This window comes from Saliphagus infecundisoli, assembly GCF_020177375.1.
GTDB lineage: Archaea > Halobacteriota > Halobacteria > Halobacteriales > Natrialbaceae > Saliphagus > Saliphagus infecundisoli.
The window spans coordinates 1-20922 of the sequence record NZ_JAIWHV010000013.1; the positions used below are offsets into that span (position 1 = coordinate 1).

Below are 20922 nucleotides of genomic sequence, written 5' to 3' on the forward strand. Positions count from 1 at the left end.
AGCGGCGTAGCCGTGACGCGCCACCCCGTGTTCGTCGTAGCGACCTCGCTGGTAGACGCAGTCGATGAACACAGGGAACGTCACCCGCCCGGCGAGTTCGTGCTCGATCACGCGGCTCCAGCCGCTGCTGAGTTCGCTTTTGATCGTCTCACCCCACTTGACGACCGGTATGATGAAGGCGTAGTTGTGCGCGTACAGCAATTCGAGGCAGCCGCTGTTGTAGAAGCCGCGATCGAGGTAGACGGCCTTGACGCGCAGGTCAAGGCCGTCGAGAAGCGTCAGGAACTCTGCGAGGACCTCGCTGGTGGTCTCGCCAGCGACCAGCTGGCGGACCGCCAGCGTATATCGCTTGTTGCGTACCCGCGCGTAGAGCGTAACGTAGGCGTGGAACGCCGTGGTTCCTCGTTTGGCCTGCGAGAAGTACAGCGCCTCCGTCTCGGCCTCGTCGCCGTAATAGGGATCGAGGTGGAGGTCGGCGACGACCTCCACCGGTCGATCGGGAAGCGTCTCGAGGGCATCTCGTTGAAGGAGCGTGTTCCCGACCGCCTCAACAGAGTCCAGGTCGAACTGATCGGTGAGATGGCCACGGACGGTGTTAGCGTGGGGCGACTCATCAGTCGTCTCGCAGACGTGGTTGATTGAGGTCCCGCCGGCGCTGGCGCCGGCGAGGACCTCGTACAACTCATCAGCGGAAATTTCTACGTCTTCTCCGAGATCAATCGGGAGCTCGTCTCCAAGGCTGTTGACGACAAAATTAAGCAGGTGCTCTTCCTCTACCTCGTTGTCTGCTTGGGTAGGCTTCACACCGCATCCAAGCAGACGCTTACTCTAACCCGATGTGATCGACTGAAGTTGACTCTCTGGACGACGGGTGTCGGTTCCCCCCCCTCCCGCTACGGCTCGGACCGCGGGTTCTCGACCAGCGCCTCCTCGAGCAGTTCGAGGGGATGGCGGATCTCGTAGCCGGTGCCGTGTTCCATCTGCATCGCACAGGTTGGACACTCCGTCATCCCGACCTCGCCGTCGGCCGCGGCCATGTGGTCGAACATCTCCTCGCCGATGGCCATGGAGGTCTCGTACTTCTCTTCCTTCCAGCCGTAGGTGCCCGAGATCCCCGAACAGGAGTCGCCGACATCCTCGATGCCGGCGCCCTCCAAGTCGCCGAACAGCTCGACTGACTGGCGCTCCAGTCCCTGATTGCGGGCGTGACACGGCGCGTGGTAGGCGAACTCCCGGGCCAGGTCCCCGGAGACCCTCGCCTCCCGGACGTCTGCTTTGAGGTCCTCGTGGATGCGCAGGTACTCGATGGACTCGAAGGTGTTTGCCGCGACGGTCTCGATGCCGTCGATGTCGAACAGTTCGGGGTACTCCTGGCGAAGCGCCATCGAACAGGAGGTACACGATGCGATGGCGTCGTATCCCTGCTCGACGAGGTCCGCCATCGAGGAGACGTTGACCTCGGCGTGGCGTCGCGCGTCCGCGAGCATCCCGTTGGCGAACATCGGCGTGCCCGAGCACTTCTGTTCGGGAGCGACGACCTCGTAGCCGTAGCGTTCGTAGACGCGGACCATCGCCTTTCCGACCTCGGTGGTGTTGTAGTTCGAGTAACAGCCGTGGAAGTACGCGACCCGTTTGTCGGCGTCGCGGTCCAGTCCCCTGCGTTCACGATGCGCTCTGGCACGGCGACGGGACTCGTCGGCGCCGCCGCGCTCGGCCCACCACTCGCGGAACGTCGTCGAGGCGAACGCGGGGAACTCGCGCTCTGCGGTGACGCCCATCGTTTTCTCCATGAGCCAGCGCGCCGGCCCGAAGTTCATCGTGACGTTGGCGAGCCGTGGCACCTTGCTGGCGAGGAAAGCGGAGGTGCGGTAGTTCGAGAGGACGCGGTTGCGCCAGTATTCGACCGACGTCTTGCTCATCTGCTCCTCGACGTACTCCCCGCGGGCAGTGTTGTGCATCTGGGAGAGCGGGACGCCCGAGGGACAGGCGTCGTCACAGCGCATGCAGTTCGAACACGACATCACCGAGTCGTCGATCTCGTGGCCCTCTCGGCGTTTGAGCCGCCACTGTTCGGGCCCCTGGAACTTGGGTCCGGGGAAGTCGTCGTCGACCTCCGCCACCGGACAGCTCGTATCGCACGCCGAGCACTTGAAACAGGAGTCGGCGCCCGGGCGTAGGTCGAACTCCTCGGTCGCGGGAAAGACGTCGACAGGCTCGAACTCGCGGCCCGTGTTCGGTTCGATCGGATCGAAGTCGGTTTGGGGTTCTGTGTCGCTCATCGTACCTCCGTCGCAGCCGTGTTGCCCGCGACGTAGCCCGTCGCGATCGAGACGCCGCTGCCCGATTTCTCCGCGGCGAAGTCGTAGCCGCCAAGCACCGATCCCGCCGCCCGCAGGTTCTCGAACTCGACTCGCCCGTCGGCGGCGAGCGGGCGAAGCGTTTCGTCGGTTTCGACGCCGAACTGAGCGAAGGGGTGGTCGCCGAAGGCGTCGCCGTCGAACCACTCGTAGCGGTCGTCGGCGTGGGCGACGTGACAGTCGAACACCGGCTCACGGACAGAGTCGCGGTCGGACTCGATGCCCTTGCCGACCAGCCCGCCCGTCGCGAGGACGTACTGGTCGGCGCGGTTGGGGATCAGCGCGCCGTTTTTCTCGATGTACACCGTCTCGATTTCCCCGCCCTCTGCATCGAAGTCGACGACCGGGTTCCCGGTCTCGACGCTCGCGCCGCTTTCCTCTAGGGCCTCGAACAGGGCCTCTTCCAGCCGGAGGCCGGGTAACGACGGCGGTCCCATCGGAACCTCGAAGACGTCGGTGCCGATCCGGTCCTCGAGCGCGCCGCGCACGGCGTCGGTACGTTGGTCGCCGAGGACGGCCGGGAAACCGACGCGCTGTTCGTTCCCGTGGACGGTGTTGACCCGTTCGGCGAGCGCGTCGCGGGCGCCCCGGGTTCGCCCCCGGACGGCGACCTCGCCGTTCGCGTCGAGCAGTTTCGCGTACCTGGTCACCTTCGCGTCGGCCCGGAGGTCCCCCGGGAACCGGATCGTCTCCCCGCGGACGTCGAAGGGGACGCCCGCGGCCTCGAGGTGGGCTGCGGCCTGGGGCGCATCGAAGTCGGTCATGGACTCGATGCCCACCAGCAACACGTTGCGGTCGTCGCTCGCCAGCCCGGCGGCCGCACCCGCCGGGTAGCGCGCGGTCGGCTTGATCGTCCCGCCGTGGGTCGGAACCAGCGCGTTCGCGTCGGTGTGGTCGCCGCGGTAGTCGGTCACGTTGTCGAACAGGGCCATCGCCTCCCGGACCGTCTCGACGCCGACCGTCCGGTACGGATGGTCGTCGGGCAACCCGGGCATCGCGGCGTAGGGATCGACTATTGGCCCCTCGCCGTCTGACGTGTACCCCAGCAAGTCCACCAGCCCGGAGGCGTGGCGCAGCGAGCTCTGTTTGTAGGAGACCAGCCGGACGTCCGCTCCCTCGCGTGCGGCCGCGAGCGCGCTCGTCAGTCCCGCGAGCCCCCCGCCGACGACGAGCACCTCCGACTCAATCGCCATCCCGGGGCCCTCCGTCGGTTGCGACGCCGGCCGTCCCCGAACCGCCGTCCGCCCCGACGCCGCCGTCGAAAGCACTGAAGTCGACCGGATCGCCGTCGGCCGGATCGCGGTCGCGGTTCTGGGTGGTCGCCTGGAGCGCGTAGTTCAGTGCGGCCTGGGAGAGCTGTTCGCCCCACAGGGCGTGGCGCTGGCCCTTCCAGCGCTCTTCGAGGAGTCCGTCCCACGCGGCGCGGGCGGTCGACTCGTCGTACTCGCCGTGGAGCTCGCCGGCAAGGCGATGACAGCAGAATCCCCCCTGGCAGTTGCCCATCGAGGCGCGGGTCCGGATCCGGACCGCGTTCAGGTCCGAGCCCGACCCCGCGATCGCGTCCTGGATCTCCGCGCGGGTGACTCCCTCGCAGGTACAGACCGTGGGGTTGGGATCGCTGGTATTGAGGACCTCGTCGGCCCGAGAGCCCAGACGTTCGACGCTCCGGCGGCCGATGGGCGAGCGAAGGCCGAACTCGTCCATGTAGTCCCGGAGCACGGTGAAGTCCTCGCTGCCGGGCAGCGGGATTTCGGCGGTGTGACATTCGGCGTCGATGCCGAACTGCGAGCAGACGTGGTCGCTGATCTCTTCGCCCATCATCCGGTAGGTCGTGAACTTCCCGCCGACGATGCTCGTCATCCCCTCGAGGTCGTCGCGTTCGGCGTGGTCGAGCAGGAAGTAGTCGCGCGTGATGTCCGTCGGGTCCGTACTCCCGACCTCGGGCGGTTCGTACAGCGGGCGCACGCCCCAAAACGAGCGGATCGTTCGGGCGTCTTCGAGCATCGGCACCAGTTCCGACAGCGTCTCGATCATCATGTCGACCTCCCAGCGCTCCTCGGGGTACTCCTCGGGGTCTTCGACCTCCTCGTCGGTCGTCCCGAGGATGGCCGTCGTTTCGTGGGGGACGACGATGTCGGCGTCGCCCTTCGGCCGACAGCGGTTGATGACGGTGTCGACCTGCCGGACGTTCATGATGGTCATGACTCCCTTCGAGGGCCGGACCTCGATGTCGACGCCCGCCATCTCGCCGATCCGGCCGGCCCACGCGCCCGTCGCGTTGACGACGTAGTCGGCGCGGATCTCCTCGCGTCCTCCCTCCTTCCCGTGGACGCGCTCGCCCGCCCCGGAGGCGTGTTCGACCTCGAGGCCGATCACCTCGTCCTCTTCGATGAGGACGTCTCTGACCGTCGAGTGGGTCTCGATGCGCGCGCCGTGTTCGATCGCGCTCGCGGCGTTCGCAACCACGAGTCGGAAGGGATCGACCGCACCATCGGGGACCGAGATCGCCTTCTCGACGTCCTTCGCGAGGTGGGGCTCCATCGCGCGGGCCTCCGCTCCCGAGACCACCTCGGCGGGGATCCCACACGTTCGACAGCCCCGGAGCTTCTCCTGAAAGTACTCCTCGTCGTCCTCCGGGCGTTTGACGAACAGGCCGCCGGTCATCTCGACGCAGTGGGTCGCGATCTCCCTGAGTACCCGATTCTCCTCGATACACTCCCTCGCGCTCGCCCGGTCGGAGACCGCGTACCGCCCGCCGCTGTGGAGCAGCCCGTGCATCCGCCCGGTCGTGCCGTGGGTCAGGTTCCCCTGTTCGACGAGGGTCACGTCCAGGCCCCGCATCGAGAGGTCGCGGGCGATCCCGGCTCCGGTCGATCCGCCCCCGATGACTGCAATGTGTGGTGGCGATCCCATCTCCGTTCGTCCCGTTCGGCCCCGATCCACTTTATTTCACCGGTGAGTCGGATCCGATGGTAAATTTATTCGCCTGGCGGCTACTCTTCGGTGAAGAACCTCCCTGCGGGTCGGGAACGCTTCGATCGGTGGCTCGTGTCGTAGCATCCAAATCGCCGTCGCTGCCGATCACTGACTGGATTGGCTTGCCGGGAGCGGAAGGAAGATCCGCAATCACAGTTCAACAACGTTTCGGCCGCGCTGCCGACTCAATTCTCGGTCGTAGAGGATCGTCGGGTGCCCTCGGACAGCGAGAGTTTCCATGCGGTCACTGCGGACGATCCATCGAAGAGACGGTTTCTGACAGCCGTGGGTGATTGGGGTATGCCTGTTCTCCGAACGCTATTGCGCTCCACGTCTACGCGCTCTCCGAACGCCATCACCGCCGCTTCCTACTTGTCGCTCACGCTCCTTCAATCGGATACCGCCTCCCGCGGATACAGTACGCGTCGAGCCAACTCGATTGATCAAGCGTTCCGCACTACTCCCCAATTATGGGGAGCGTTTAATACATATCCCATTATTGTGTATCGTCAAGGCGGCTTATCGAGTAAACTGCCGCCCGAAGGAGCGTCCACGATCATGGCAACTTCATACGTCGGCGCGATCGATCAGGGAACGACCGGGACCCGCTTCATGGTCTTCGACCACGGCGGACAGGTCGTCGCTAACTCGTACGAACGGCACGAGCAGTTCTACCCGGAACCGGGGTGGGTCGAACACGATCCCGTAGAGATCTGGGAGAACACCGAACAGGTCGTCGAGAGCGCGCTCGCCGATGCGGACCTCGACGCCGAGCAGCTGGCGGCAGTAGGGATCACCAATCAGCGCGAGACGACGATGGTCTGGGACGCAGACAGCGGCCGGCCGATACACAACGCCCTGGTCTGGCAGGACCGGCGAACCACGGATCGCGTCGAGGAGCTCCAGGACGCCGGCACGGTCGAGGGGATCCGCGAGAAGACCGGCCTCGAGTGCGACGCCTACTTCTCGGCGACGAAAGTCGAGTGGATTCTCGACAACGCAGAGCCCCTCAAGCTCCAGAGCGGCCGATCGCGGGACCTTCGCGAGCGCGCCCGCGACGGCGAGCTGTTGATGGGAACGATCGACTCGTGGCTGGTCTACAACCTGACGGGCAACCACATCACGGACGTCACGAACGCCTCCCGGACGATGCTGTACGACATCCACGAGATGGAGTGGGACGACGACCTGCTCGCGGAGTTCGACGTTCCGGAGGCGATGCTGCCGGAGGTCCGGCCGTCCTCCGACGAGAACCTGTACGGACACACCGATCCCGACGGCTTCCTCGGCGCCGAGGTCCCGGTCGCCGGGGCCCTCGGCGACCAGCAGGCGGCGCTGTTCGGACAGACCTGTTTCGACACGGGCGACGCGAAGAACACCTACGGAACGGGCTCGTTCTACCTGATGAACACCGGGGAGGAGGCGGTCGAGTCCGACCACGGCCTGCTGACGACCGTCGGCTTCCAGCTCTCGGGCGAGCCGGTCCGGTACGCCCTCGAGGGCTCAATCTTCATCACCGGCGCCGCCATCGAGTGGCTGGAGGACGTGGATCTGATCAACAACGCCGCACAGACCGCGGAGCTCGCGAGTTCGGTCGATTCGACCGACGGCGTCTACATGGTGCCCGCGTTTACCGGGCTGGGCGCGCCCCACTGGGACGGCCGGGCGCGGGGAACGATCGTGGGAATGACCCGCGGGACCGGAAAGGAACACATCGTCCGGGCGACCCTGGAGTCGATCGCCTACCAGACCAGGGACATCGCGGAGGCGATGGAGGCGGATTCGGGGATCGAGACGACGTCGCTGCGGGTCGACGGCGGGGCGGTCAAGAACGACTTCCTGTGTCAGCTCCAGGCCGACATCATCCAGACCGAGATCGCCCGCCCGGTCGTCGACGAGACGACGGCACTGGGATCGGCGTACGCGGCGGGACTGGCCGTCGGCTACTGGGACGACATCGACGAACTGCGGGACAACTGGCGGATCGACCGGGAGTTCGTCCCCGAGATGGACTCCGAGAAGGCCGACGCGATGTACGGTCGATGGGACGACGCCGTCGAGCGCTCGCTCGACTGGGCGCGGGAGGAGTGACCGATGGACGGCATCGTCCTTCAGGTTCCGGTCATCGGAATGGCCTGGGGGAGTTCGCGCTCCTGTTCATCACGGCGCTTGCGGGGGGCGCCTTCAGCGCACTCCCGGCGTTCGTCTTCACGGGGTTTATTGTCTTTCTCGGAGAGGGCGTCGCGATCCTTGAGCAGGAGATCGACGCGGTCCCTCGAACGCGGGCTACCTCTGAGGGCGCCGATCGGAGTCATTTTTAGGATGGCTGAAACCGCTACTAACGGAAATCCGAGCTAAACATGGACATCGGCACAAGAATCGAACGACGGCAACGTCGATACGAGAAACCCCGCCTGATCCGGAACTACGGCTCATTATTGCCGGTCGCACACGTCGACGAACCGTCAAATCGGGGACCCGTTCTCGAGCAGTTACTCGATCACCTCGACCCGGTGTTCGGCGGGGAGCTCCCCCCGAACGCGTACGTCCACGGCCCGTTCGGGTCCGGAAAATCCGCGATCGTGAGGGCGCTGTTCGCGCATTTGGGAGGGGTATCGAGGGATACGTATTCGATCGTCCACACGAGCACGCGGGCAGTACCGCCGACGGTTCCGGAGTTCGTCTACATCGATATGCGGGAGGTGACGAGCGAGTTCGCCTTCTGTCACGGCGTCCTCAACGCGCTCGTCGACGAGCCGGTCCCCGACCACGGGGTCAGTACGGCGGAGTTTCGTGAGCGCCTCTACACGCTGTTGGGATCTTCCCAGGCCGTCGTGGCGGTCGACCACGTCGACGATCCCGGGGGGATCGACGCGGCGGATCTCGCCGACCTGTTCGCGGGCCTTCCAAGCACCGTGAGCTGGCTCGCCATCGGCAGAGACGATCCGGATGAGACGAGCCTGAGCAGGGACACGGCGACATCGATCCGGGTCGAGCGCTACCGGCGCCGGGTGCTCGTCGACGTCCTGATGGCGCGTGCCTCGGCGGGGCTCGCCCACCAGGCACTCGCGCACGACCTGGCGCGTCGGATCGCCGTCTGGGCCGAGGGCAACGCCCACGACGGGCTGACCGCGCTGTTCGTCGCCGCCGACCGGGCCGACCGGGAGGGACACACCCGTCTCGCCGAGGCAGACGTCACGGCGGCGATCGACGAGATCCCGCGGCCGTCGGTCTCCCTGGACCGGGTGCTTTCGCTGCCGGCCAACAAACTGCTCGTGTTGGGCCACCTCGTCGACGTCGATCCCGACGACCGCGTTTCGGTCACCGCGACGACCGAAGCGATCAGCGCCGAACCCGACGTCGATCTCTCCGCGGGAACGGTCAAACGGTTCCTCTACGAGATGGCCGAGACCGGGATCGTCGAACGCGTCCAGTCCCATCGCTCCACGGGCAAGGGGCGACCGCCGAGTCGCCTCGAGTTGCGATTTCCCCCGATCGCGTTCCGCCGCCTGTACGACTTCCAGCAGTAACGCTCACTCGGGGTCCTTCATCGGGGTGATTCCGATGATTTCCCGATCGCTGTCTCTGGACCGGCACCGGGAGCATCGCCCATTACATGGAGTCGATCGATTGTCTCAAGGCAACGCCTTGGGTAGTTCGAAACCGACCACCCGGCCATGACGTCGACAAGGCTCATCAAAAGAGCTATTCCTGCGGTCACACAGTACGACCTGTGAGTATGGAACCCGGCGATCGATACTGCTCGGGTACATCGGTCGGCTCGGGGAACCGTATTCGCGACGTCGGACCTGCCGGAAGCCAAGATTCGGGGACTGGAACCGACCGGTAAGGACGATGATTCGGATCCTCTGTTGTTTACCGTGGCAGTGTTAACTTAGCGACAAGGATGGGAAGGTTCGACTCCTAGTGGAGCTGATGCAACCAAACCTTCCCGACTTGACCGAGGTGCTGGACGAAATTGAGTTTTTCGAGCGCGAGCGGACGGATCGCCAGGTCGTGGAGCTGGCGATCCTCCTGTACAATCACGGGGTGAGTCTTCGAAAGGTCTCGCGGGTACTCGGCTGGCTCGGCGTTGAGCGGTCTCACGTGGCAGTCTGGCGGTGGATTCAGAAATTTGGTCAGCGATTGACAGAGGCTGGTCGGCGGCCGGCCGCCGACCTGCCGGCGGTCGTACTGATGGACGAGACGGCGGTCCGCCAGAGCGGCGAGGAGTTCACGCTGTTCGTGGCGGTCGATCCCGAAACGCGTCACCTGTTGCACGCGTCGGTCGCACCGTCGAGAAATACGTTGACAACTCGGCGGTTCCTGACGGAACTCGCCGAGTTGTATGGGCGATTCCCACCGATCGTGGTGACAGACGGGGCCAGCTACGGCCCCGTCTTCACTCCGCTGGGTATCACGCACATCGTCCGTCGCCACAGCGTGAGAAATCGCGTCGAACGCTGGATCCAAGAGTTGAAACGCCGGATCGACACCTTCTACGCCTCGTTCACTGGAGCCAACGTTTCGACGACGAATTACTGGCTCAAGCAGTTCGCGTGGGCCTGGAACATCTGCCTAAGTTAACGGTGCCTTTACCGTCGGCCGAAACGAGATCATCGATGGACTTGACGACGCGGCCGCTGGTATGTCGGTCGGCGAGGACAAGATCGTCACCGTCCCGCCCGAGGACGGCTACGGCGAATACGACGCTGAGCGGATCCGGGAGTACAACGTCAAAGTTCTCGGGGATGTAGTCACGGACGAGTGGCAGTCTCCAGGCTGATGCGTCGATTCTTGCTTCCGACGGCGACGCTCGCGGCGTCACCGTCAGTTGGGCCCACTGGTCGTTAGTGTTGCGAGAAGGACTCCCGTCACGAGAGAGGTGGCCGAGCGCGGAAGCGTCGCGCTCGGCGACGATGGCGGGCCAATCGCAAACAGTCTGTTCGTACCAGCCATATCTCTGTTGCATCTTAGCAAGTGAAAGGCCTGATTTGTATCAGAGCGTCACAATGAGGCGCTTGATCACTTTCGGATCACGCTCCGTGCGCAGTTGCTCATACAACTGCACCTCATTGACACCGCTCCACTTTTCAATATACTTCGCCATCTCAGTCTACATGCACCCTGAAGCTATGAATTAGGTTCCTGACTTCTATAGGTGGCACGCAGATAATGGTGTTCGATGTGTTCGAACATTCGAAACTGTGAAGGTTATCAGCGAAAGTTCTCCCCGACCAACAATCTGCTCCTGAAGAGCGTCGGACAGTTATTCCGCGTAAAACATTGGGTTACAATCGTATGGTTGTAATCTATATTCAGAACGTGTATTATGTTATACTATATATCAATAGGCAGAGCACTGTTAGATGGAGACGAACTGAACGGAGTTATTTGTGGACGCTGCTCAAAACGCTTGAACTGGAGGATTCACTCTATCAGTGCCCTGCCAGTGAAGTCCTGAGAGAATTGATCCTAATAGCGGTAAGGTCATTATCACTTACTCTGTTCTATCGTATCGAACGCTGATAGCGATTCAATTTATGTAGGGTGACAAGAATCCGATTCCGATGATAAACTCAGAGAGTGGCGCGAGGCTACTGGAATTCCGGGTGTTGTACGGTGAGTTCGATGATGTTTTGGGATCTTGAGAGGAGATCGGCGTAGTCGTCGGTCATCTTCTCGACGGATAGGCGTTCCGAGGGCCCCGCAATGCTGATTCCACCCAGTATTGAGCCATCATTGTCAAGGATCGGGACAGCAATCCCATGAATTCCCTCGATCGATTCCTCTCGATTGATGGCGAACCCCTGAGTCCGAATTTGTTCTAGTTCATTGAATAGATCATCACGGTCGGTGATCGTCTGTGCGCTTGTCTCCGGGAGACCGTGTTCGTCTAGTATCGACTTGACTCGTTCTTCCTTGAGTTGAGATAAAATTGCCTTTCCGTACGCGCGGTTGTGGAGGTGAGCGAATCGACCGATCGGCGCATCAATATCGATTGCATTCTCGCCGGCTGCCTTATAGAGATAGACACCCATGCCTTGCTCCTCAACAGCTAGGATGGCAAGTTCGTTGGTCCTCCCCGCTAGTTTTTCTACCTCCTCAGTTGCCGTCTCGAAGATTGGGACTCTGCTTCGAGTGAGTTCACCGATCCGAAGAAATTGGAGGCTTAGGCGGTACTTCGAGTCATCTTTGACGACGTAACCCTCCTCATGGAGCGTATCCAGATGATAGTGGGCGGTGCTCTTAGCAATATTCAAGCGGTCAGATAGCTCTGTTACGCCAAGGGCCTCATCTTTGCGGAGAGCATTAATGATTCCAAGAATTTTTTTTCCTGTTTTCTGTTTTGAAGGGTTCGTTCCCATGCGCTATAGACTCACCTCCCGTTGAGTTAATTCGTTCGGTTGAATCGAACGATTATCAGCCTCTGTAAGAAGCAGTTGAATGAATAACCATTCGGGAGTAGGGTGTGAGTTCCACAGTTATTTCAGCTGAGGCCCTCATTTGTAGCAGTGAATGCTTTTGTGAGCGGGGTTCGTAGTTGTCCCTAACGTGATCAGCAAAGAGAGTGTAGACGAAGTCCTTCTGCCTACCAAGGAGGAGCGCTCTTGTGAAGTACATTATTGGTAAGTGAAAGAATGGTTCGAATCACAGCGCTAGATTTGTTCGACCAACAATCTGCTTCCGAAGAGCGTTTAGTCTTTGAATTTGATAGTGGATACGGACAATGAAGGCGCTCATCTTCGACATGGACGGCGTCGTAGTGAACTCAGTGGGCTACTGGAACGAGATCCGCGAAGAGATCATCCGGGACGAACTCGGCGTCGACAACGTGGACGTCGAGGAACTCGTAGGCATGAACGCCGATGACGAGTACGACTACCTCGCCGAGGACCACACGCTCCAGCGCTCCAAGGAGTCGTACGTCTCGCTGCTGGAGGACCGGGCCAACGAGATCTATCGCGAGCGCGTCTCGATTCTTGCTGACTACGAGGAACTGCTCGCCGCGGCGCGCGAGAGCGGCTTCAGGCTCGGTCTCGTCTCGGCCTCATATCGCACACGCGTAGAAATGGTTCTCAACCGGTTCGATCTTGATCAGTACTTCGACGCCGCCGTCGCCGGGGACGACATTACGGGCCCCAGTAAGCCCGAGCCAGCTATCTACGAGCACGCAGTCTCGCTGCTCAAAGTCGAACCCGAGGAGGCTGTCACCGTCGAGGACTCCGAACATGGGGTCACGGCCGCGAAGGGGGCTGGCCTCTACTGTATCGGGTACGCTCACCACCCTGGGCAACCACTCGAGCACGCCGACGAGACCGTCGAAACTGAGACGGAACTTCGCGAGCGCCTCCATGAGATCTGTCGGACGGGATCGGTCTGAGCGACGTCGGTCGAACGTCTAGGCGACGCGACCGCTGTCAATCGAGGTGCTTCTCTGCCAGTGCGTCGGCGTGCTCCTTGCGCCCAGTCTCGCGGAGCCGCTCAATGTACGGCTCAACGCTGTCGGTCCGCATCGCGTGGTACGGTCCGCCCTCGGCGATTACTCGCCACAACGGATCGACGAGGCAGTCGTCGTCCGTCGGCGAACAGCGCGACTGTCCCATCGCGGCGTCTCGCATCTGCTCGGCGTACCACCGCTCCAGCTTCCGCACTCCCTCGGCTGCCACATCCGGCTCTTCCTCGGATAGATCGTTTTGCTCGTGAGGGTCTGAAGCCAGGTCGAACAGCATGACGTCGTCGAGATCCTTCATCCCTTTGTGGTACGTCCGGATCATGAGCCAGTCGTCCCAGCGGACCGCCCGCTGGCAGGACCACGCGCCCTGTCCTAAGACAAGGTACTCCCGCCCCCCGTCTTTGCCGTCGGTGATCGCGGCGGCGAATGATCGCCCGCCCCACTGGGGGGATGGGTTCACGCCGGCGAGGTCCGCGACGGTCGGTCCGAAGTCAACATTGTACCACAGACCGGTCCGCTCGCCGGGGTCGACGCCTGGTCCGCTGACGATCAGTGGCACGCGACACGTCTTGTCGTCGGCAGTCTGGTGGTCGCCATAGACGTTCAGTTCGCCCTGGTTCTCGCCGTGGTCGGCCGAGAGAACCACGAACGTTCCCTCGTAGACCCCCTCTTCCCGGAGGACGTCGAACAGGTCGCCGATGTAGTCGTCCATGTACCGGACACCCACATCGTAGCCGTCGATCCACTCCTTGAAATCCTCGCGCGACCCAATCTCGCTTGGGGTTCGCGGGAGGTCGTCCTCGCCCCAGTCGCCGCCCTCAACGTACGGACTACCCCAGCCGTGGATGTCGCGTGCGCTGCGCGGGCCGTAGCTGTCGCGCTGCGCCTCAATGACGTCTTCCGACGGGAACCCCGGCGCCTGCTCGTTCTCAAAGGGATTGCCGTACTCCTGTGGCGTATCGTAGGGGATATGCGGGTCCCAGAAGTTCACCGAGAGGAACCAGTCGTCCTCGGCTGCGTTTTCGCGCAGCCACGACTCCGCTATCGGTGCCACGTACTCGGCCCGTTCGGTTCCGCCTCGCCCGTCGAACTCGCGGCTCGGATCGTCCCAGTCCTGAACCCCATCAAGGACGTGCCAGGCGGCGTGGCGCGTCGGGAACGAGCTAATCATCGCCGTCCGGTAGCCGGCCTCCTTCAGCGCCATCGGGAAAGTGCGCTGCTCGCCACGGTTGGCAAACTCACGGTCTGGTCCCTGGGACCGGACGTCGGCCGCCCGGCCACCGTGATTCACCACACCCGTGTGGATGCCGAACTGACCCGTGTACAACGACGTCCGCGAGGGGAGACACGGAGCGTCCGAGGCGTAGTAGTTCGTGAACACCGCGCCGCCTTCGGCCAACGCGTCGACGTTGGGCGAGGTGTCACGGTGGTAGCCGTAGCAACCGAGGTGATCCGGTCGGAGTGAATCACAGTCGATGTAGAGTATCCGCATATGAAAACCGTCCTCGTCGATATTCATAATCGTTTGGGGGTCGGCTCCGGCGTACTCCCTGCTGCGCCTGGCCGCCGCCTACAGCCCAGAGTCGCAATAGCTTTTTATAGAATGATCATTATTGTGAGCCTGTCAATGGCATTCTTAGAGTGTTGCCTCAACAACGTCTCCTCAGACGCACGGGTTGCATTGGGCGAGTCCGATCATGACGTCAGAGAAACATTCTGTCTCGATCGATGTGGCGACTGCTACGATCGGTCGTTCCTGGTCGTCGACGGCGAACTCCGGACCGGTAACTCTCACATGGATCTACTCGAATCAGTGGATGACCAACCGAAGGGGTACGAGGAATGAATGTCCTGCTGGTCTCTATCGACAGCCTCCGGCGCGACTTTCTTGGCGCCTATCGGGACACGCCGGATGTCGTCGACTATGAAGTGAAGACGGAAAACCTGGACCGGTTCGCTGAGCGGGCAACGGTCTTCGACGCGAACTACGCCGGGAGCCTCCCCTGTATGCCGGCCCGGCGCGAGTGGCTCGCCGGCGTGCGGGAGTTTCTTTGGCGGTCCTGGGGCCCCATTGAGCCGTTCGACCGGACGATCCCGCAACTCGCCCGCGAGGAAGACATCGTCACGCAGTTGGTCACGGACCACTATCACTACTTCCAGCACGGCGCCCGGGGTTACTTCGAGGACTTCAACGGCTTTGACTTCGTCCGCGGACACGAGTACGACGCCTGGAAGACCGCGCCCCGAGAGCCTGACTCGGAATTGATCGACCAGATCAATGCCAACAGCCCGGAGAGCCAGCGCTTCCTGAACCGGGCCGCATACGCCCGAAACGTAGAGGAATTCGACGACTACTCCGACTTCTTTGCACCGAAAGTATTCTCGAAGGCCGTTGAGCGCATTGAGGGTAATAGCAAGTGGGACCAGTGGTTCACCTACGTGGACAGCTTCGACGTCCACGAGCCGTTCCACTGCCCGGAGCCCTACGCGTCGATGTACACTGACGAGGACCCCGAGGACGTCGACCTCCCGGTCTGGCCATACTACGGTCGCGTCAAGGAGGGCCAGAGTGAACTCTCGAAGCGGGAGCTAGACTTTGTTCGCTCGCAGTTCGCCGGGAAGGTCACGATGGTTGACGAGCAGTTCGGGAGGCTCCTTGACAAACTTGACGAGGAGGGCCTGTGGAACGAAACGATGGTCGTAGTCACGTCCGACCACGGCTACTTTCTGGGCGACCACGGCTGGATCGGCAAGAACGACCCGCCGGTCTACGACGTGCTCGCGCGGACGCCCCTCATGGTCTGGCATCCCGACTCCGACCGAGAGGGTGAACACGTCGACGCGCTCACCTCAGCGGTCGACCTCTACCCGACCATCCTGGAGGGGCTCGGTATCAATGCGCCGGAGTGGACGCACGGGCACAGCCACCTTCCGGTGACGCTTGGCGAGCACGACGATCACCGCGACTGGGCGCTGTACGGCTACTGGGGGGCGACAATGAACGTGACCGACGGGCAGTACACCTACCACCACCCGAACCGCGGAGCCGAGCCGCCGCTGAACCACTCGACATCGATGGTGAACCCGTACGGCTGGTTCGTTCCCCCGGAAGTACAGCAGGAAGCGACTGCAGGAGAGTTCCTGCCGTACACCGACGCGCCGGTCTGGCGCTACGCACCATCGAACCAGGACGGTCCCGAAGAACACCTGAAAGTCTCGGTTCAACACGACGAGCCGCTGCTGTACGACACCGAGATGGATCGGCGACAGGAAACGAACATTGCTGACACGGACGCCGAGAAGCAGTCAGAGATGCTCAATCTCCTTGTCGACGCCATGGAATCGCTTGAGGCACCGCAGACGGAGTTTGACCGACTCGAGCTTGGCCGTTCGGCCTGACCGGTCCACACGTCACTCGCTTGCAGGCCGGTTCCGAGTCCGCCGCGTGGACTAGCGGTGTTCGATGCCTGCGATGGTCCTCTGTAGAGACAAGCCGGGTCAACGAGTGCAATTTACAGTGCCAATGATCGATAGGGGAAGATTTATACACTTTCGCCTGAATCAACAGGCAGATGTCCAGAGATAGAGATTACCACGGTATCTCGCGACGGAGAGCAATCAAAATAACAAGCGGAGCGGCGCTCGGAGTGTCGTTCGCGGGTTGTATAGGGGGTGGCGACGACGCGCAGGCTGGTCCCGCGGCCGACGGTGGGAACGGTGAGTCCTCGAACGAGACGGACGCTTCGGGGAATGAAACCGATGGAACCGGGACTAATGAGAGCGAGGATCCTTCGGACGAGACGAGCGATAGCAATGGGACAGAGGACAACCAGACGGAGCAACAGGACAGCCCATCGAGTTCTGACAAGACGGAGATCAGGTTCTGGGCCGGTCTCGGCGGCGACAAGCTAGAACTGCTCCAGAGTATGGCGTCGGACTTCAACGATCAGTCCAACACGGCCTTCGTCAACGTGTCCTCTAAGGGGAATTACAGCGAGACACTCAATGCTGCCATCTCTGCCATCCGGTCCGGCGATCCGCCAGCCGTCGTCCAGGTCAACGGGGCGAACGCTGCGGTGGCGGCTGATAGCGGGGCGTTCGCAACGGTTGAGGACATGCTCCCTGACATCAATTGGGACGAGTTCATCCCAGCGGCGGTCAATACCTACAGCAAGGACGGGAAGGTCCAGTCAATGCCGTTCAACGCGTCGACACCCGTCATGTACTATAACGTCGACAAGTTCGAGGAGGCCGGGGTCGACCCAATCTACGAGCCGTCCTACCAGGACGTCGTCGACATGGGGAACCAGCTACTTGACGCCGACATCGAACTGGAATACGCCTGTACCTGGCCGAACCACTCCTGGTTCGTCGAAGAGTGGTTTGCGATGCAGGATCAAGTGCTCGTCGATAACTCCAACGGGCGCGATGGGCCACCTACCGAGATTTACCTGGCGAGTCAGGCTGGAAAGGACATCTTCAGCTGGCAGAACCAGCTGTACCAGGGCGGACTGTATTTCAATCCCGGCATCGAGGCCTGGGGTGCTGCGAAGCAATCCTTCCTCACGGAGAAGTCGGCCATGATGATCATCTCGTCGGCCGGTATCAACGAAATCACCGAAGGAGCGAAAGAGGAAGCCGGCTTCAACGTCGAGACGTCCTGGCTCCCGGCACCGAATGGCGAGCGGACGGGCGTGTTCATCGGCGGCGGGAGCCTCTGGACGCCCGAGAACATCGACGAGTCGATGACGGAGGCGGCGACCGAGTTCATCCAGTGGATGATCGAGCCAGAGCAGCAGGTCGAGTGGCACAAGGGGACCGGGTATTTCCCCGTCCGGACCAGCGCCGTCGAAACGCTGCGCGACGAGGGCTGGTTCGAGGAGAACCCCAACTACGAGCGGGCGTTCACCCAGCTTCAGGAGGCCGAGGCAACGGAGGCGACGGCCAAGCCCGTCGTCGGTCCGAATTCCTATATGCGCGAGCAGATCGAGAAGGCGTTTGTCGACCTCATGGACGGCGGCGAACTCGAGCCCGTCCTCACTAACCGGAAGGAAAACATCGAGCAGGAATTCGACAGCTACCAGGATAAGGTGTAATATGGCCCTCACTGAGCACCGAGTCGCCTCGATTATTCACTTGTAGTACACAGATCGAAAATAGCAATTAAATAATGTCAGGAAAGGAAATATACGACAGTAATTGGCAGGCAGCACTGTTCCTGCTGCCCACGATGAGTGTAGTCGTGCTGTTCCTCTACTACCCCGGGCTCGAGACGTTCCGGTACAGCGTATACAGCACACTCTTCTTCGGAATGGACAAGACGTTCGTGGGACTGGACAACTTTGAGGCGCTCCTGACGTCGGAGGAGTACCACCAGAGCCTCCTTGTGACGACACTCTGGAGCGCGGTAGTGATGTTCGGCCGGTTAGCAGTGGCGCTCGTGGTCTCGTACATGATATACGAGGTCGCACGCGGATCGTCATTCTACCTGATTGCAGCGATCTGGCCCTACGCGATGCCAGCAGTTGTCACTGGCGCGATCCTGAGCTTCGTCGCGCACCCCGAACTCGGTATTTTCTCGTATTACCTAGAAGTATTCACCGGAATCCAGTTCGACTGGTTCTCGAATCCGGTGTACGCATTCATTCTCCTCTCGGGTGCGGCGATCTGGAAGGGGATCGGCTTCAACGTCATCTTTATGCTCGCTGCGTTCAGCAACGTCCCGGGAGCACTCTCTGAAGCCGCCGAGCTTGACGGCGTCAGTCGCTGGAAAATGCTGACGCGTGTTTACGTGCCGCTGATCTCACCAACGTTATTCTACCTCCTGGTGATCAACCTCATGAAGTCGTTCTTCGGCGGATTCGCTCTCGTTGACATGATGACGAACGGCGAACCGGGCGGCTGGACGAACATCCTCATCTACAAGCTCTATGTCGACGCATTCCAGCAGAATAACCTTGGAATCGGCGCTGCTGAGTCGGTCATCCTTTTTACTATCGTGGCCGCGCTCACCATCGTCCAGTTCCGCTACACCGAGAAATTCGTTCACTACGGGTGAATTATGGCAACAAAAACAGACCAAACTAGTCACGTTGATCTCTACGACTCATTCAGCAACGCAGTTCCCAAGAATGCTGGGCTCCACGCCCTATTACTATTTACGGTCGGGATCATCGCGACGCCACTGATACTGGCGCTCATCTTCAGCACCCAGTCGCTCTACGAGATTTACACGATCACGGACCTTATGCCGGGAAGCGAGGGCTTCAGCAACTACGTCGAGTTGTTCACCGAGTGGAATTTCCTGACCTACATGATAAACTCGTTTATCATGGCGTCAATCATCGTCACCGGGAAGATCATTTTCTCGATCTGCGCGGCGACGGCAATTGTCTACTACGACTTCCCCTACAAGGACGCTGTCTTCTTCCTCATCTTGATGACACTTATGTTTCCGCTCAAGATCAGGATTGTTCCACTATTCGAACTGATGGCGGTGCTCAACTGGAGCAACTCTATCTGGGCGATTACAATTCCTTACATCTCGAGCGCGACGACTGTGTTTCTCCTCCGGCAGTACTTCCTGTCGATTCCAGACTCCTACGTCGAGACCGCACGACTTGACGGCGTCGGTCCACTCAAATTCCTCGTCTACGTCGTCCTTCCAATGGCGAAGGGATTCCTAGTCGGCGTCGGCGTCATTCGGTTCATAGGCGCCTGGAACCAGTATCTCTGGCCGCTGGTGGTTATCAACGACCAGAGCGAGCAGGTCGTCCAGGTCGGTGTTAGGAACCTGCAACAAGCGGCCCAGTCAGGATTCACAGACTGGTCACTCATCATGGCTGGATCTATCGTCGCGCTGCTCCCACCGCTGATCATCCTGATCATCTTCCACCGGCCGCTGTTGGACACAATGACGATGCAGCAGAAATAATATAGTCAACCATTAAACCCCTCGATTACGATAACCAAACATGGCAAGACTCACGTTAGAAAACATCACGAAGCGGTTCGGAGAAGTAGTGGCTGTAAACGAATTGTCCCTGGAGGTAGATGACGGTGAATTCGTCGTCTTCGTCGGTCCCAGCGGATGTGGGAAGAGTACTACCCTCCGGATGATCGCCGGGCTAGAAGAGATCACCGACGGGAAGCTGTCTATCGACGAAACCGTAGTCAACGACCTGGAGCCTCCGGAGCGAAACGTCGCAATGGTGTTCCAGAACTACGCGCTATACCCCCACATGACCGCGCGGCGGAATATGACCTTCGGGATGAACTCTTCGGGGTCATACACGGACGAAGAAATTGACGAGCGGGTCAGCAACGCCGCGGAGATGCTTGACATCGTTGACCTTCTCGAACGCAAGCCCGCGAACCTCTCCGGAGGCGAGCGCCAGCGCGTCGCCATCGGCCGCGCGCTCGTCCGGCAGCCGGACGTGTTCCTGCTCGACGAGCCCCTCTCGAACCTGGACGCTAAGCTCCGCGTCCAGATGCGCTCCGAGCTCTCGGAACTACATAGCCGACTTCAGACAACGACAGTGTACGTCACCCACGACCAGGTCGAGGCCCTGACACTTGGGGACCGCGTCGCCGTGATGAATGAGGGGCAATTGGAACAGGTCGCGGCGCCCCAAGAGTTGTATGACTTCCCCAAGACGCAGTTCGTGGCGGGGTTCATCGGCAGTCCAGCGATGAACATGATTCAGGTCAACGTCGTTCACGCCGGCGGGCGGGTCTACGCAGAGTCGAACTCCTTCCGGATTCCGCTGTCCCGGGCCGATCCGAGCGGCGTACCCGAACAGCGCGCCATACTCGGCGTCCGGCCCGAGGACATCCATCTCGCCGATGAGTTGGACAACGAGGCGGACCGCATCCCGACGGACATCCGCATTACCGAACCTCTCGGGGAGACCCTGCTCGCCTACAGTGATATCGATGGCACGGAGATCAAGTTCAAGACGGAGCCCCACCAGCCAATGGACAACCAGAGTCAGGTCGAACTCACGTTCAATCCGGACAGGCTCCACCTTTTCGACGCCGAGTCGGGCGAGGCGATCCATCACACTCAGCCCCCGAAAGCGGAGAACGAACTGACGATCAATCAATCCTGACTCATTCATGACTTCCAACGGA

The 20922-nt window shown here is 61.3% G+C and carries 16 protein-coding genes and 2 pseudogenes; 12 read left to right on the forward strand and 6 right to left on the reverse strand.

The features are described from left to right. The 4 genes from LCF40_RS14360 to glpA all read right to left on the reverse strand — a co-directional run. Positions 1 to 804 (reverse strand): ISH3 family transposase (locus LCF40_RS14360; RefSeq protein ID WP_224828935.1); only part of this gene is annotated, 804 nt, incomplete at its 3' end. An 89-nt stretch (positions 805 to 893) separates the two neighbouring features. Next, positions 894 to 2279 (reverse strand): anaerobic glycerol-3-phosphate dehydrogenase subunit C, encoded by a 1386-nt coding sequence (locus tag LCF40_RS14365; protein ID WP_224828936.1) that lies wholly within the window; start codon positions 2277 to 2279, stop codon positions 894 to 896. Next, positions 2276 to 3550, reverse strand: a complete 1275-nt coding sequence (gene glpB / locus LCF40_RS14370; RefSeq protein ID WP_224828937.1) for a glycerol-3-phosphate dehydrogenase subunit GlpB — start codon at positions 3548 to 3550, stop codon at positions 2276 to 2278. Before glpB ends, LCF40_RS14365 begins: the two co-directional genes overlap by 4 nt. Beyond that, positions 3540 to 5270 carry an anaerobic glycerol-3-phosphate dehydrogenase subunit GlpA gene (glpA, locus tag LCF40_RS14375; protein ID WP_224828938.1) on the reverse strand — a complete coding sequence of 577 codons (1731 nt, stop codon included), beginning with the start codon at positions 5268 to 5270 and terminating at the stop codon, positions 3540 to 3542. Before glpA ends, glpB begins: the two co-directional genes overlap by 11 nt. Positions 5271 to 5891: 621 nt before the next feature. Here glpA and glpK point away from each other — a divergent pair. From glpK to LCF40_RS14400, 5 genes and pseudogenes are all read left to right on the forward strand, one after another. Continuing rightward, a complete protein-coding gene (gene glpK, locus LCF40_RS14380; RefSeq protein ID WP_263623724.1) occupies positions 5892 to 7424 on the forward strand; it encodes a glycerol kinase GlpK in 1533 nt (510 codons plus the stop codon). A 3-nt stretch (positions 7425 to 7427) separates the two neighbouring features. Continuing rightward, a pseudogene (locus tag LCF40_RS23955) lies at positions 7428 to 7603 on the forward strand (DUF7973 family transport facilitator); the annotation flags it as partial. Positions 7604 to 7693: 90 nt separating this feature from the next. Then, complete coding sequence (locus LCF40_RS14390; protein WP_224828939.1) at positions 7694 to 8863, forward strand: Cdc6/Cdc18 family protein; 1170 nt, start codon at positions 7694 to 7696, stop codon at positions 8861 to 8863. A 406-nt stretch (positions 8864 to 9269) separates the two neighbouring features. Then, the gene (locus LCF40_RS14395) at positions 9270 to 9920 is read left to right on the forward strand and encodes an IS6 family transposase (RefSeq protein ID WP_224828940.1); all 651 of its coding nucleotides are present in this window, start codon (positions 9270 to 9272) and stop codon (positions 9918 to 9920) included. A 16-nt stretch (positions 9921 to 9936) separates the two neighbouring features. After that, positions 9937 to 10119, forward strand: a pseudogene (locus LCF40_RS14400) (FKBP-type peptidyl-prolyl cis-trans isomerase); the annotation flags it as partial. 811 nt (positions 10120 to 10930) lie between these two features. Here the strand turns inward: LCF40_RS14400 and LCF40_RS14405 are convergent. Beyond that, the gene (locus LCF40_RS14405; RefSeq protein ID WP_224828941.1) at positions 10931 to 11701 is read right to left on the reverse strand and encodes an IclR family transcriptional regulator; all 771 of its coding nucleotides are present in this window, start codon (positions 11699 to 11701) and stop codon (positions 10931 to 10933) included. Between the two features lie 362 nt (positions 11702 to 12063). On the opposite strand from LCF40_RS14405, the gene LCF40_RS14410 reads away from it, so the two are divergent. Next, positions 12064 to 12717, forward strand: a complete 654-nt coding sequence (locus LCF40_RS14410) for an HAD family hydrolase (protein WP_224828942.1) — start codon at positions 12064 to 12066, stop codon at positions 12715 to 12717. A 37-nt stretch (positions 12718 to 12754) separates the two neighbouring features. Here LCF40_RS14410 and LCF40_RS14415 read toward each other — a convergent pair whose 3' ends face one another. Next, entirely contained in the window at positions 12755 to 14281 is a 1527-nt protein-coding gene (locus LCF40_RS14415) for a sulfatase family protein (RefSeq protein WP_224828943.1), read from the reverse strand. 135 nt (positions 14282 to 14416) lie between these two features. Between LCF40_RS14415 and LCF40_RS14420 the strand changes: the two genes are divergently transcribed. From LCF40_RS14420 to LCF40_RS14445, 6 genes are all read left to right on the forward strand, one after another. Beyond that, positions 14417 to 14635 (forward strand): DUF1450 domain-containing protein, encoded by a 219-nt coding sequence (locus LCF40_RS14420; protein ID WP_224828944.1) that lies wholly within the window; start codon positions 14417 to 14419, stop codon positions 14633 to 14635. Further along, positions 14632 to 16188, forward strand: coding sequence for a sulfatase (locus LCF40_RS14425; protein ID WP_224828945.1), 1557 nt, complete (start codon positions 14632 to 14634; stop codon positions 16186 to 16188). Before LCF40_RS14420 ends, LCF40_RS14425 begins: the two co-directional genes overlap by 4 nt. Before the next feature lie 173 nt (positions 16189 to 16361). Further along, on the forward strand, positions 16362 to 17885 hold the full coding sequence (locus LCF40_RS14430; protein ID WP_224828946.1) for an ABC transporter substrate-binding protein: 1524 nt from the start codon (positions 16362 to 16364) through the stop codon (positions 17883 to 17885). 74 nt (positions 17886 to 17959) lie between these two features. Continuing rightward, positions 17960 to 18847, forward strand: coding sequence for a carbohydrate ABC transporter permease (locus tag LCF40_RS14435; protein WP_224828947.1), 888 nt, complete (start codon positions 17960 to 17962; stop codon positions 18845 to 18847). A 3-nt stretch (positions 18848 to 18850) separates the two neighbouring features. Further along, the gene (locus LCF40_RS14440) at positions 18851 to 19723 is read left to right on the forward strand and encodes a carbohydrate ABC transporter permease (RefSeq protein ID WP_224828948.1); all 873 of its coding nucleotides are present in this window, start codon (positions 18851 to 18853) and stop codon (positions 19721 to 19723) included. 40 nt (positions 19724 to 19763) lie between these two features. Beyond that, on the forward strand, positions 19764 to 20900 hold the full coding sequence (locus LCF40_RS14445) for an ABC transporter ATP-binding protein (protein WP_224828949.1): 1137 nt from the start codon (positions 19764 to 19766) through the stop codon (positions 20898 to 20900). Positions 20901 to 20922: the final 22 nt, after the last annotated feature.